This is a genomic window from Pseudomonas sp. NBRC 111139 (genome assembly GCF_001753955.1).
In the GTDB taxonomy this organism is placed as follows: Bacteria; Pseudomonadota; Gammaproteobacteria; order Pseudomonadales; family Pseudomonadaceae; genus Aquipseudomonas; species Aquipseudomonas alloputida.
Window position 1 is genome coordinate 16,846 of sequence record NZ_BCBP01000044.1, and the last position, 14,853, is coordinate 31,698.

Here is a 14,853-nt window from a genome sequence, read left to right on the forward strand (position 1 = left end):
TATGTTTGTTATTTACCGGCATTTTCCGAGACGCTCCTGTCGTTGTAAAACGCGTGGAGTTATGACCTACTATTAGTCTTACTCATGCTCGGGACGCCGCCATGTCGGAACGGATTCAGGCCTTGCACGCGCTGCGTGCCTTTGAGGTGGCCTCTCGCTATGGCTCTTTCACCCGCGCTGCTGAGGAACTGGCCCTGACCCAGGGCGCCGTCAGCCACCACATCAAGACCCTCGAAGCCCTGTTCGGCTGCGACCTGTTCGAACGTCGGGGCCCGAAATTGAGCCTGACCGAGCACGGCCGCCTGCTGGCGCAAGAGCTGAAGGTAGGCTTCAAGATCATCGAAAATGCCTGCGCACTGCTGCGTCAGGATCGCTACGGCCTGCGCCTGAAGGCGCCGTCCACGCTCACGGTGCGCTGGCTGCTGCGGGCGCTGGATGCGTTCAAGAAAGTCGAGGACAACTGCAGCGTGCAGCTGTCCAGTGTGTGGATGGATATCGACAGCGTGGACTTCTATTCCGAGCCCTATGACTGCGCCATTCTCCTGGCCAGCGGGCGTTTTCCCGCCGATATCGAGAGTTTCAAGCTGTTCGATGAATGGCTGATCCCGGTATGCCATCCGGATTACATGACGCAGGCACAACCGCAACTGTCCGACCTGCCCCGATGCGAGTTCCTGCACCCGTCACCCGACCGGCGTGACTGGCGGCGTTGGCTGGCGCGAATGGATGCGCTGGACATCAGCATCGACCAGGGGCAGGTGTTCGATACCCTCGACCAGGGCATATCGGCCGCCCAGCAAGGCTTGGGCATTTCAGTGGTCGATCTGGTACTGGCCAGCACCGACCTGGCCGCCGGGCGCCTGGTCACGCCTTTCAAGCATGCCGTGGCCACCGGCGACGGTTACTACATGACCTGGCTCAAGGCCAGCCCAAAAGCGCGGCAAATGCACAAGCTGCGTGACTTCCTGCTCGGCCAGGTACCGCCGCTGGCCTACAAGGACATCAACTACCTGTACGGTTGAATACCCGATCGAGCATGAAGTCGATGAATACCCGTAACTTTGGCGGCATCTGCCGCCCGGACGGCCACAGCAGATAGAAGCTGCCGCGCCGTTCCATGAAGTCGTCGAGGACACTGACCAGTGAGCCATTGCCCAATTCACGACCCACGTTGAAGTCCGGCAGACAGGTAATGCCGCGGTGGTTCAAGGCAAAGCAGACGCGTGTTTCGACGTGGTTGCAGACCATCGAGATGGGGATGTCATAGGCGTGCTCGGGATGCTCCTGGCGCAGCGGCCAGGTTTCCAGCTTGCCGTTGCTGGGGAAGCGATAATGCAGGCAGGTATGCGCTGCCAGGTCGCGTGGGTGCAAGGGTGTGCCGCGTTCGCGCAGGTACTCGGGCGAGGCTACCAGGCGGTGCTGAAAGTGCCCGAGGAATTTGGCGCTGAGCCGGGAATCCACCGGCTGCCCGCCGCGCATCACCACATCGAAGCCTTCACCAACGATATCCACCATGCGGTCGGAGAAGTCCAGGTCCAGTTCAACCTGTGGGTACAGGGCCATGAACTCGGCCAGGGCCGGCATTACCAGTCTGGTCACCTGCGGCATGCTCACCCGCAGGCGCCCGCGCGGCGTTTCGCTGGCCTGCGACAGCTCCTGCTCGGTGGCTTCGATTTCGGCAAGGATGCGCCGGCTGCGTTCGAGGAACATCGTGCCCTCGGCGGTGAGGGTGATGCTGCGTGTGCTGCGGTGGAACAGGCGCACGCCCAGGCGGCTTTCCAGGCGCGCCACGCGCTTGCCCACTGCCGAGGCACTGATCCCCAGTGACTGGCTGGCGGCCATGAAGCTGCGGGTTTCGGCCACCCGATTGAAGACCACGAAGCCGCTGAGGCTGTCCATGTCGCACTCCTGATTACGGACGCTGATGTCCTGGGTGAGCGGCATTGTAACCGTCTTTTTCCGCAATGGCCTGGTCTTGCAGACTGTTCGCCTCGTCTCTCACTCAAGGCATTTGCAATGTCCCAGACATCTTCCGCACCGGTGCTGGCCGCCAGCAACGAACGTCTGCCCGTTGGCGGGCTGCTGGCGCTGGCCATGACCGGTTTCATCGCCATCCTCAGCGAAACCCTGCCGGCGGGTCTGCTCGACCAGATCGCTGATGGCATGCACATCAGCCAGGCCATGGCTGGGCAATGGGTCACGGCGTATGCCTTGGGCTCGTTACTGACCGCCATCCCGTTGGTGACATTGACCCAAGGCTGGTATCGGCGCCGGGCGCTGTTGCTGGCGATCATCGGCTTCGTGCTGTTCAACGGGCTGACGGCCCTATCGGACTCCAACAGCCTGACCCTGGTGCTGCGCTTTTTCACGGGGGCTGCGGCCGGCCTGGCATGGGGCCTGATCGCTGGCCATGCCCGGCGCATGGTGCCGGTACCGTTGCAGGGCCGGGCCATGGCGCTGGCCATGCTCGGGCAGCCGATTGCCTTGTCGCTCGGCTTGCCGATTGCGACCTGGCTGGGAGCGGGGCTGGGCTGGCGCGCGACGTTCGTGGTCGTCACGCTGGTGGCGTCGCTGCTGGTGGTGTGGGTGTTGCGATCCGTGCCGGACTACCCGGGGCAGGCTGCCGACAAGCGCCCGGCGGCCATGCAGGTATTGCGCACGCCGGGGGTGTTGGTCGTACTGCTGGTGATCCTCACCTGGATCCTTGGCCATAACATTCTCTACACCTATATCGTGCCGTTGCTGGCGGCGGCTGGCATGGCTGCGGACATTGGCCCGGTGCTGATGGTGTTTGGTCTGTCGGCGCTGGCCGGGATCGGCCTGGTAGGGCTGCTGGTCGACCGGCACCTGCGCAAGCTGGTGTTGCTGAGCCTGGCCGGTTTTGCCTTGGCCACGCTGGCATTGGGGCAGGCATCGTCGTGGCTTGTGTACCTGAGCATCGCCCTGTGGGGAATGACCTATGGCGGCGCCCCGACCCTGCTGCAGACAGCGTGCGCCGACGCCGCAGGCCAGGGTGGTGATGTGGCGCAGTCGATGCTGGTGACGGTGTGGAACTGCGCCATTGCCCTGGGCGGAATCATTGGCGGATTGCTGCTGGCTGGGGCCGGCGTGGCGTGGTTTGGCGGGGTGGTGCTGGGGTTGATCGCCTTGGCCTGGCTGCTGGCCGTGGCCGGGCGGGGAAGCGGTTTTGTGGCGGGGAGGCGCTAAAACACTCATGCCAGGCACGACACAGGTAGAATAACGCCATCTACAGACAATCCAGAGGTCGACGCAGTGGAGTTGCAGCAGGGTTTTGTCCTGACCCGGCACTGGCACGATACGCCGGAAGGCACCTGCGTGGAGTTCTGGCTGGCCACCGATGCCGGGCCGCGGCTGTTGCGGCTGGCGGCGCAGGAGTCGGTGGCTTTCATTCCTCAGGCGCAGGCCGAGCATGCCCGTGTGCTGCTGGCCAACGAAGCAGGGACCAAGCTCAAGCCACTGCGCCTGAAGGACTTCGAGCATCGCCCAATGCTCGGCCTCTACACCCGCCAGCATCGCCAGTTGATGCAACTGGAGCAGCGTCTGCGCACGGCCGGTATCGACGTGTTCGAGGCCGATATCCGCCCGCCGGAGCGTTACCTCATGGAGCGCTTCATCACGGCGTCGGTGCAGTTCACTGGTCAGCCGGATGCGCAGGGCGTTTACCGGGACGCCCAGCTCAAGCCGCAGCCAGGCTATCGCCCGGCGCTGCGCCTGGTGTCGCTGGACATCGAGACCAGCGAGCGTGGCGAGCTGTACAGCATCGCGCTGGAGGGCTGTGGTCAGCGCCAGGTGTACATGCTCGGCCCGGCCAACGGCGATGCCACCGGGCTTGACTTCGACCTGGAGTATTGCGCTGATCGCGCCGCCTTGATTACCCGGCTCAACCAGTGGATGGCCAGGCATGACCCGGACGCGATCATTGGCTGGAACCTGGTGCAGTTCGACCTGCGCCTGCTGCATGAGCATGCCAAGTCGTTGCAGGTGCCACTGGCCCTGGGGCGCAACGGTGCGGTCATGACCCTGCGCAGCCATGCCGGTGGCGGCCATGTTTTCGCCGATGCGCCGGGGCGGCTGCTGATCGATGGCATCGAGGCGTTGCGTTCGGCCACCTGGAGCTTTGCCTCGTTCAGCCTGGAGAACGTTGCCCAGACCCTGCTGGGTGAAGGCAAGGCCATCGACACGCCGTACCAACGCATGGACGAAATCAATCGCCGCTTCGCCGAAGACAAACCGGCCCTGGCGCGCTACAACCTGAAGGACTGTGAACTGGTCACGCGCATTTTCGCCCATACCCGGCTGCTCGACTTCCTGCTCGAACGTGCCTCGGTGACGGGATTGGCCGTGGACCGCAGCGGTGGGTCGGTAGCCGCGTTCTGTCACTTGTACATTCCACAGATGCACCGCCTTGGCTTTGTCGCGCCCAGCCTTGGCAGCCGCCCTGACGAAGCCAGCCCCGGCGGGTTTGTCATGGATTCGCGGCCAGGGCTTTACGACTCGGTGCTGGTGCTGGACTACAAGAGCCTGTACCCGTCGATCATCCGGACCTTTCTCATCGACCCGGTCGGGCTGATCGAAGGCCTGCGTCAGCCTGATGACGCACATTCGGTCGAGGGCTTTCGCGGTGGGCGTTTTTCACGCACACAGCACTGCCTGCCAGCCATCGTCGAACGGGTGTGGCAGGGCAGGGAAGCGGCCAAGCGCGAGGGCAATGCGCCGCTGTCGCAGGCCTTGAAAATCATCATGAATGCCTTTTATGGCGTGCTTGGCTCCAGCGGTTGCCGTTTCTTCGACCCGCGCCTGGCGTCGTCGATCACCATGCGCGGCCACCAGATCATGCGCCAGACCAGGTCCCTGATCGAGGCGTGTGGCTACGATGTAATCTACGGTGACACCGACTCCACCTTTGTCTGGCTCAAGGGTGCCCACGCCGAGGCAGACGCGGCGCGCATCGGCCGCGAGCTGGTGGCAAAGGTCAACCAATGGTGGCAAGCCCATCTGCACGAGACCATGAACCTGCAGAGCGCCCTCGAGCTGCAGTTCGAGGTGCATTACCGACGCTTCCTGATGCCCACCATCCGCGGTACCGATGAAGGCAGCAAAAAGCGCTATGCCGGCCTGGTGCAGCGGGCCGACGGTGCTGAAGAAATGGTTTACAAGGGCCTGGAATCGGTGCGCACCGACTGGTCACCGCTGGCCCGGCAGTTCCAGCAGGAACTCTACGGCCGAGTGTTCCGCAGCGAGCCCTACCGTGATTATGTCCGCGAGTACGTGCGGCGAACGTTGGCGGGCGAGCAGGACGAACTGCTGGTTTATCGCAAGCGCCTGCGTCGCCCGCTGGCCGATTACCAGCGCAACGTGCCGCCGCATGTGCGTGCCGCACGCCTTGCCGACGACTACAACAAGCGTCTGCAGCGCCCTCTGCAGTACCAGCGTGGGGGCTGGATCAGTTACGTGATCACCACCGCCGGCCCTGAGCCGCTGGAAAACCTGCAGGCACCGATCGATTACGATCACTACATCAGCCGTCAGCTACTGCCGGTGGCCGACGCCATCCTGCCCTTTGTCGGCGATGATTTCGCGCGCCTTACCGACCATCAGTTACTGCTGTTCTGAGCGGGTGGTAGATAGCTAGGCGTCAGCCTGACGCTACAGTCTTCAGACTCGGTCCTCCATGTCGTCGCGGAGGCAGAGATGCAGAACAATAGCCGTCAACCATCGGCTGCGGTCGATACCCTTGCCATGGCACAAGCATGCCAGGATCACTACATTGCACAGCGGCTGCCGGCCTGGATGAAGCGGCTGAGCATGGCCGAATTCACCTTGCTGAGCGAGGCGCTGCCTGAACTGCTGGCCTGCCGCGCAGGCTTGGTGTCATCGCTGGCGCGGCTACGCAACCTGAATGCATTTACCCAGCCCTTGCTGCAGCAAGCGCTCGGTGCCCACGGCGACCTTGACGTCGATCGCCTGTCCTTTCGCCAGTGGTACACCTTTACCTCGCCCACGATCCATTATGTAACCAGTCGGCTTCCGGTCGTCGGCAGCGATTACTACGACATCCCTCTGCTCGAGGCCGCTTTGAGCAATTTCACCGCAGAACAGCAGCGCGACCAGCCACAGGGCAATTGCCTGGTCGATGTGCGCGGCGCAAGGCGTAGTGAGCTGTCTGCACCGAGCTTCGCCAGGCTGTGTCGAGCGCTGGATCTTGGGCAGAAATACCAGGCGCATCTGGATTCGGTACTTCAGCCCGAAGTCAGGGGGTTGCTGACGCGACGGCAACGCTACAGCATGCTGGTGGATGCCCTGCAGGCCAGGGCGCAGGGCGTATTGAGCGCAGACGAACTGCAGTGGGTGGTGGCGCTCTGCACCAAGGACACGCTCGGCAAGCTCGAAGGCGCCTCGGTTCGCGTGCGCCAGTTGGCGGTGTTCGGTTGCCGCTTGCAGCAGATCGTCGTGCTGGACGTGATCGACGCGGGCCTGTTGTTCAACACCAGCAAGCGCGTGTTGGTCTATGTACCGGGTGACCCGCACGGCCCCTGGAGCGTGCGCAGCGACCTGGAAGATTATGCCCGCCGGGTGCTTGGCAAACGCCTGCGCGAAGATGACTACCGGCGCTTCTTCAACCGCTTCGTGCGCCGACGCGATAGCCAGCGATTCTTCTCGGCCGTCAGTGAGCGGCTCGATGACGTGCCCGGCTGGGCAACTCGCGACCTCGATGAGCAGACCTTTGCCTATCGCCTGCCATTGTTCGAACACCTTGCTGACGACTGGATTGCGCAGATCAAGGACGATGCTGCGGTCATCGCCCCGCCCGTAGCCTTGCTTGATCGCGAGGTCCAGGCCGAACACGCCCGCCGTTTGCGTGCTGAAGGCTGGACCCTGTTGGGTGTTGCAGGGTTTTTCGTTCCGGGCATCGGCGCGGTGTTGTTGGGGGGGATGGCCTGGGAACTGCTTGAGCAGACGTTCCAGGCTGTAGGGGATTGGCAGGACAACGAACGCAATGCGGCACTGGCGCACCTGCTGAATGTAGGCAAAGGACTGCTGGCTGTCGGGGCAACCGTTGCCGTAGTCGCCATGGCCCGACGCGCCTGGAGTGTGGTGGACAACCTGGTACCGGCGCAGCTGGAAAACGGTGAGGAAAAACTGTGGAACGCAGACCTCAGCCCCTATCGCTGCGAAAGCCCTTCAGACACGGCGGTGCTGGACATGGAGGGTGTGCACCGTGTTGGCGAGCGCCGCTGGATCAGCATGGACGGCCACTGGTATGAGGTGACCTGGCACAATGATGATGAACAGTGGCAATTGCTCCCTTACCAGGGCTATGCGCCGCCGCTCCGTCACAATGGGGCCGGCGCGTGGCGGCTGTGGTGTGAACAGCCCGCCGAGTGGGGCGACACACGCCAGTTGTTCCGCCGCCTGGGCGGGCCATTCAGCGACCTTGACGATGCGCAGATCGACCAGTCGCTGGCGATCCATGGCCTCGATGATCAGCACCTTCGGGCATGGCATGTGTATGGCCTTGCGCCGGAAGCAGCGCTGGTCGACACCGTCGCACGCGTGCGGCTCGCCGGCAGGATTGGGACGTTGATCAACCACTTGCGCGAGGGAGGGGTAACGGCAGACCCGCTACTGCTGGAGCAGGTCATGCGCCTTCCACAGGCCGCCGGCAAGGACGGAGCAGCGTTGGCCGATGTGGCTTGGGCCGAGCGACGAGCACTGCTGCAGGCGGTGTACGAAGAGCAGAATCCCGACACGGAAACGGGCCGTCTCTTACGGCAGAATTTTGCCAGCCTGCACCGCCTGGCTGCGGATGAGGTGCTACGCGATGCCAGCGAGGATGACCTGCAGCTTTTGCGTGAGACGGGGCGCGTGCCGTTGCCGATGGCCGAGGCAGCAAGGTTGCAGGTTGCGCGAATTCGAATGGCGCGGGTGTATGAGGCGCTGAGCATCGATACGCCGCAAAACCTCGACCTGGCGCGTGTGGTACTTAATCTGCTGGTGCATGTGCCGGGGGCTGGCGGGCCCGGGTGGCGATTGTACGACGGAGATGCCAGCGAGCCGTTATTGACGGTCGAGGGATCGGGGCAGACGTTTGACTTGCTTCATCATCATGGGCTGTTCCGCCTGCGCACCCGAATGCACACGGTTGCCGGTGAGAGGGGGGAGTTGTTCGAGACCTTGGCCGCAGCCTATGACGACGCATCGCAAGTGGCCATCGGCCAAGGCCGGTCGTTTGTGCCTGCGCTGCGCCAGGCGCTGACCGACGTTGCTATCGAGCAACGCCAGACCGTGGTGAATCTGCTCAGGTTGGAACAGCCGACCGGCTCGTTTCTCCCGCCACAACGTCTGGCGGATGGCAGGGTTGGCTACCCCTTGGCGGGCGGCAGGTTCTGGGGGGCGCTGGGGCGGAACAGGCCCAGGGCGCTTCAGGCTCGGCTGCGTGATCTGTACCCAGCTTTCAGTGACGAGCAGATCGGGCACTGGCTCGCATCAGGCGACGCGCAGGCCAGGTTACATAGGCTGGAACAGCAATACGGGGTGCTCAAGAGGCACTTGACCCAGTGGGCACGCAGTGCCTTGCTGTCACCAGAACTGGCCGCCCGGCGTGAATTCAGAAAGGGGTTGATCAACTGCTGGCGCTGTCTTGTGCCGGAACTGCAAGGGCAAGCGGCACTGGACGATGGGCGCTTCATGCTGACCCAGACCATCAGCCGCTTGGGCCACCTGCCGGCCCTGCCCGCGCAAGTGGGCTTTCCCCACGTTTCGATCCTGGCCTTGCGCGCCATGCGCGTGGAGCACGTTCCGGATGAGTTTCTGCGGGCGTTTCCCAACTTGCGCAACCTGGAAATCACCCATTGCCGACTCCGGCGTTTGCCATTGCCTCTGATGCTTGTCCAGAAGCTGGAGGTGCTCGACTTGTCTGGTAACCAGATCGCCCTCGACCAAGGCCAGGCGTTGGTCCTGGCAGATTGCCGATCCCTGGTGTACCTGAACCTTTCGGACAACCCGTTGCGCAGGGCATTTTCCGTCCAGGCAATGACCGAGCTGAATGCCCTCTACCTGTCGAACACCCAGTTGCCCGAGTGCCCCTACGGGCTGATGGACGCGCCAGAACTGCACACCCTGAACCTCCGCGACAACCGTATTTCTGAACTGCCCGAGGGTTTTCATCAGTCGCAGCTGTGGCGCTTGGGCAGGGTCGAGCTTTCCGGCAATCGGCTGGGGGGCGCGCAGGATGGGTTATCAAACTGGCATTTGCTTGAGGCCAGTCGCGTGCCTTACCGGTTGCGCATTCTGGATGCGCTGCCTGTCGAACGTCGAGATGAAATGGCTGCACTGTGGGCCTATCTGGAGGCCGAGGAGCAATCGGAAGCGTTCTTCAATACCCTGTCGATGCTGACAGAATCGGGCGCCTTCAGTTTCTCATCGACTGCATCCGCGCTCGCGGCCCGCATGTTCGACATGTTCCAGGCGATGTCTGAGCATGATGCCCTCAGGCAGGAGCTGTTCGAGCACGCTGCGGCGACCGGTTGCCAGGATAACGCCACCGCGCGTTTCGCCAACCTGGAACTGCGAGTGATGATATGGCGCACGAGGCACAGCGGATCTGCCCGGCCTGAACGGGCCTTGCTGAAGCTCGGTGCCCGGATGTGGCGGTTGGCGGTGCTTGAGCAAATTGCCGCTGAACATGCTCATCGGGTGGGGGCGAGCGCTGAATCGATCGAATTCGCCTTGGCCTATCGAATCGGCTTGCGCAAGTCTCTGGACTTGCCTGGCCAACCCGATGAAATGCTCTATGCAGGTATCCCTGCCTTGAGTAGCCAGGACCTTCTTCTGGCCCGTGAAAGGGTTCTGGCGCGACAGACCCGGGAGGGCATTGCTGATTACCTGTCACGCCAGTGGTTCTGGCAGGATTACTTGCGCAAGGCCTGCGCGGTTCGCTTGCAAGTGCCCCAATCCATGCACGCTGAGCTGGAACGGCTGATGGCGCTGGGGAATCGGGACGAGGAAATCGCGCGGCTGCAGATCCGCAATCAGCAACGCGAGCATGCGGTGTTGCTGCAGTTGACGCTGGAGGCGCTGGACCGGAACACGGTGCAGCGTCCGCTCAGCTAGCGGGTTGGCGGTTGTCTGAACGCAGGCATTAGCTATATAGCGCCTGGCGGGGAGCAGGCAACTTAGTCTGGCCTCTTTTCATGAAGAGGCCCCCGCTATGGACACCACTTTGCCGTCAGATGCGCAGGCCGCCATCGACGCGTTCCAGGACGGCATCATCGGCAGGCGCCTGCCACCCTGGTTGCGTCATGCACCCGCTGAGCAACTGCCTGAGATCGGCAGGGCATTGTCAAACAGCCTTCGCTGCTGTGAGCAAGTGAACACGGTGCTGCGAGGCATCGAAGGCCTCGACAGTTTCGTCGCATCAGCCCTGGGAAAGGCCCTCGACGAGCGTTACGGGCTTGGCCGTAACCCGCACGTGCTCAGGTTCCTGGAGGGCCGCCGGGAAGCTGTGATCAACAGTCAGCCGGTGGGCGCGCACCTGACTACCGTGGTCTATGAAGAAAAGCCGCTGCTCGAAGTGGCATTGCGCAACTTCACGGACGCGCAGGCGCAGGAAGGTGGCCAGCCGCGCGGTAACCGCCTGCTGCTTCCACGCCACGGCACGGTCAAACCCCCTACGAGCATCGAGTTTGCCGGACTGTGTCGTGAGCTGGACCTGGGTGAGCGCTATCAACGTCATTTGGATGCCATCCTCACGCCCACTGGCAGTGCCGAGCGCCTGGTATCGCAGCTTGTAGATGCCACGCGCTACACCATGCTTGTGGACGCCTACAAAGCCAGGCAAGAGGGAACGCTGGATGCCAGCGAACTCAATGTGATGGTGGCTGTGTGCGAGAAGGGTGAGCTGCCGCGCTTGGCGGGCGACCTTGTGCAGGCCAGGCAACTGAAATTGCTGGGTTGCCAGATTGAGCAGGTGACCGTGTTCGTAGTGGTTGAGCAGGGCGTTTTGTTCAACACGACGCGTCGGGTGTTGCTTTACGTGCCTGGAGACCCTTTTTCGCCCTGGCGCGCGTTCGAGAGCCTCGACAAACTGAACCGCGAACTGGGCCGTCGCTTGCGAGACAAGGCTTACCAGCGTTTTTTCAGCCGCTTCGTGCTGCGGCGCGACAGCCAGGCTTTTTTCGCCCAGGTCGCGGAGCGCTTCGATGGCCTGCCGGGCTGGGCTTTTCGCGATCTCGAACCGCGCTTGCAGGCTTACCCGCAGCCGTTGTTCATCAGCCTGGCACAGGCACGTATCCACCAGATCAAGGACGATGCGGCGATGATCGCAGTGCCTGTGGCCAGGCTGGATCGTGAGGTTCAGCGCCAGCATGACCTGCGCCTTGCAGCCGAAGGATGGGCGCTGCTCAACCTGGCCAGTTTCTTTCTGCCTGGGCTTGGCCTGGCGCTGCTGGCCGTGACGGCCTACGAACTACTGGGTGAGGTCTACCATGGCGCCGAGGCCTGGCAGCAAGGCGATCGTCAGGAGGCGCTCGACCATTTGACCCACGTGGCGACAGACCTTGCCGTGCTGGCGACCACGGTAGCCGGGGTGGGTGTCGCTCGACGGGTTTGGGCACGCTCTGCGAAGGTCGATGCCATGGTGCCGGCCCGGCTGGAGGACGGCACTGAGAAACTTTGGCAACACGACTTGACCCTGTTTCAAAGCCAGGCCCCCGTTGCGGCCTCGAGCCGGGATGCCTTGGGTATTCGGCGTCAGGACGGGCGGGCCTGGATCGAAATGGACGGGCATCACTATCGCGTGGCAGAGGCGGGTGATGATCAATGGCAGTTGTATCCGGTCGACGGCCACGGGCCGTTGCTGCGCCACAATGGCGCAGGTGCCTGGCGTTTGTGGAGCGAGCAACCGGCTCGGTGGACCGATAAATACCGCATGTTCCGGCGTTTGGGCGAACCCTTCAATAGGCTGAATGACGAACAGATCGATGAGGTTCTGCTGTTCCATGGCCTTGATGGCGACGACCTGCGTGGCCTGCATGTACACGCCCAGGCACCGAGCCCCGGGATGATCGACAGTGTGGAGCGGGTCAGGCTTGATCAACGCATCCGCAGCATGATTGGCCGTCTGCGCAGCGGCGAGCCGGTAGCAGATACAACAGTGCTCGATCACGCTCGGCGCCTGCCAGGCGCGAGTGGCCTGACAGATCAGGCACTGGCCGCGTTGGCATGGACACAGCGCCGAACACTGCTGCAGCACCTTTTCGAAGCCTTGCAGCCCAGCGACACCGCTGGCAGCGCGGCGTTGCGCCGGGTGTTCCCGGGGCTGAGCGCGCGCACTGCGCAAGCACTGGTACAGGCCGCCAGCAGCATTGATCGCACGCGGCTGCTGTCCAGCGGCAGGGTTGCACTGGGGCTCGCCGAAGCGGCAAGGGGCAGTGTGCTGGCTACCCGCCAGGCTCGGGTATTTGAAGCGTTGTACCTTGATACCCCGCAGCATGCAGACCTGGCACGGGTGGCCTTGGGCTTGTTGCGGTATCTACCCGGAGGTGAAGGTGTGTGCTGGCGCCTGTACGAAGGTTGCCTGGGCGGGCCGATGCTGGCGAAGACCGAGCAAGGGCAGCGGGCGTTCGATCTGGTGCACGTGAACGGTACGTTTCAACTGCATGGCAGCCAGGGCACGGCGCTGGGTGAGGCAGGTGAGTTGTTTGACGTCATGGCGCCAGCCTATACCGAAGCGCAGAGGGCGGCGATGGGGATCGGCGATCCATTTACGCACAACCTCAGGGTGATACTGGCGCGCGAAGCGGCACGCCATCGTGATGAGATCAGTCGTTTGCTTGGCGCGGTACGCCCAGGTGCTGTCCGAGGGCCCATGCGCTTGGCCGATGGACGTATTGGCTACCCACTGGGTGGTGGCGGAGTAGGTGGGTTCGCATCAAGGGGGAGTGCCCTGAGGGCAACGCTGCGCGATCTCTTTCCGTGGTTGAGTGATGAGCAGGTCGAGACCTTCGCCGATGACGCCAGGCGTTCAGGGCAGCAGATTGAACACGTACTGACTGACCTTCGCAATGAGTTCGCCATCCTGCGCATCACACTGAATACCTGGGTGGCACGAGGGCAGGGCGATGTCAGGGAAGATCGAGAGGCTTTACGCCAGACGTTGTTCAACTGTTGGCGGCGGTCGGTGGGCGTGGGGGAACTGCAGATCAATGCACAGGAAAACCTCCACGTCATGTTCTGCAATTTCAGATCGAGCGGCTTGCCCAACATACCCCCACAGGTCAGCTTCAGAGGTGTGACCAGCCTGTCGCTGCTGCACCTTGACCTTCTGGAGGTGCCCAGCAGCCTATTGCTGGCTTTCCCTAACCTGCTAACCCTCGATCTGGGAGGGAACCTGTTGACGCGCCTTCCGCAGCCGTTGCTGCAGATACCGCAGTTGCGGCATCTGAGCCTGACCAACAACCGGATCGTCCTGAACACTGCACAAACCGCCACATTGGCCAGTTGCACGAGCCTGCAGTCTCTCGACCTGTCCCACAACCCCCTGGGGAGCCGGTTCACGTTGGCGGGTTTGGCTGAGTTGCGTTGGCTGAACTTGCGCGACACACAGATCTCGCAGTTTCCACTGGGCGTGTTCGACAACGCTCAGTTGGTATCCGTTGACTTGCGGGATAACCGGATCAGGCACATTCCAGAGGGTTTCTACCAGTTGCCCGTGTGGCATCGGCGGCGGTTTCGCTTGAATGCGAACCCCTTGGGCGAGGCCCAGACGTTACGCTTGCAGGCTTCGTTGAGCAGCGTCGATCCGGCCCTCGACGAGGAGCAAGTGCTTCTGCGCCTGCAGCACGCGCGTGAAGTCTGGGGGGATGCCGTGGCCCCGGAGCATCGCGGCTTGATGCTTGCTGCCTGGGACTCGCTGGATGCAGGGCAGGACGCCGAGCGTTTTTTCCGTGTGCTTCGCCAGTTGTTGCTGTCCGAAGACTTTCGTGTCAATGCGCGTGCACTGGGCAATCGGGTAATGGCGGTATTGCAAGCGATGGCCATTACGCCAGAGCTGCGGCAGAACTTGCTGTCAGTAGCCAATGATGAGTGGGGGTGCCAGGACGGTGCAACCTGGTGCTTGAGCAACCTTGAACTGAATTTGCTGGTTTGGCAGGTTGAGCACGCGGCTCAGGGAGAAAGCGAACGCGCTTTGCTAGACCTGGGCAGACGTTTATGGCGCCAGGATGCAGTCGACATGTTCGCTACCCGATGGGCGCTACAGCATGGCAGGACGCTGGAAGGAAGCGAGGTGGGGTTGGCTTTCAGGATCGGGCTGAGGGAGCGTCTCGACCTGCCATTGCAGGTGGGAGAAATGAGCTTTCTTGCGATCTCAGGCGTCCTGGAGGCGGACCTTGCAGAGGCAGAGGCTGCGGTGCGGGATGCAGAAACACCGGAAGAGATTGCCCGCTCCATGGTTGACCGTGAATTTTGGCAGGCGCACCTGGAGCGTTCCCATCCTGAGCGATTCGCTGCGGTCGACCTGCCGTTCAGAAGGCAGCTTGAAACCGTGCTTGACGACGAAGCGCTGAGCGAAGGGGCCAGGATCGACCAGGCGGATGCCATTCGTGATGCTCAGCGCGCTGCACGCAGAGGACTGATGCTGGATATGACGATTCAAGCGATGGAAATGGGACCCAAGGGGCCCTCGATCGATGTACGTTGACATGCGCTCAGGGTAAGGGCTTGCCCGGCCCTGCCAAAGCGGCTTTGGGCTATGCTCAGTCAAGCTGAATGTGGTTTGTACCAGCGCCGTAGTCTTGGCTTCAGGTGGCTCGGAAATCGACAGTTACTTTT

Annotated in this window: 6 protein-coding genes; 5 read left to right on the forward strand and 1 reads right to left on the reverse strand. The window is 62.6% G+C overall.

Annotation, left to right across the window (positions count from 1 at the left end; translation table 11 throughout):
* Nucleotides 1-101: 101 nt before the first annotated feature.
* Nucleotides 102-1,022 carry a LysR substrate-binding domain-containing protein gene (locus BJQ17_RS17695; protein ID WP_003250438.1) on the forward strand — a complete coding sequence of 307 codons (921 nt, stop codon included), beginning with the start codon at nucleotides 102-104 and terminating at the stop codon, nucleotides 1,020-1,022.
* Here BJQ17_RS17695 and BJQ17_RS17700 read toward each other — a convergent pair.
* Entirely contained in the window at nucleotides 1,003-1,899 is an 897-nt protein-coding gene (locus tag BJQ17_RS17700; RefSeq protein ID WP_070096385.1) for a LysR family transcriptional regulator, read from the reverse strand. The genes BJQ17_RS17695 and BJQ17_RS17700 overlap by 20 nt on opposite strands.
* A gap of 117 nt (nucleotides 1,900-2,016) precedes the next feature.
* Between BJQ17_RS17700 and BJQ17_RS17705 the strand changes: the two genes are divergently transcribed.
* The 4 genes from BJQ17_RS17705 (at nucleotide 2,017) to BJQ17_RS17720 (ending at nucleotide 14,722) form a co-directional block, all read left to right on the forward strand.
* Entirely contained in the window at nucleotides 2,017-3,207 is a 1,191-nt protein-coding gene (locus BJQ17_RS17705; protein WP_070096386.1) for an MFS transporter, read from the forward strand.
* A gap of 66 nt (nucleotides 3,208-3,273) precedes the next feature.
* Complete coding sequence (locus BJQ17_RS17710; protein ID WP_070096387.1) at nucleotides 3,274-5,634, forward strand: DNA polymerase II; 2,361 nt, start codon at nucleotides 3,274-3,276, stop codon at nucleotides 5,632-5,634.
* Nucleotides 5,635-5,712: 78 nt separating this feature from the next.
* Nucleotides 5,713-10,134, forward strand: a complete 4,422-nt coding sequence (locus BJQ17_RS17715; protein ID WP_070096388.1) for an NEL-type E3 ubiquitin ligase domain-containing protein — start codon at nucleotides 5,713-5,715, stop codon at nucleotides 10,132-10,134.
* Between the two features lie 97 nt (nucleotides 10,135-10,231).
* Nucleotides 10,232-14,722 carry an NEL-type E3 ubiquitin ligase domain-containing protein gene (locus BJQ17_RS17720; protein WP_070096389.1) on the forward strand — a complete coding sequence of 1,497 codons (4,491 nt, stop codon included), beginning with the start codon at nucleotides 10,232-10,234 and terminating at the stop codon, nucleotides 14,720-14,722.
* Nucleotides 14,723-14,853 lie beyond the last annotated feature (131 nt).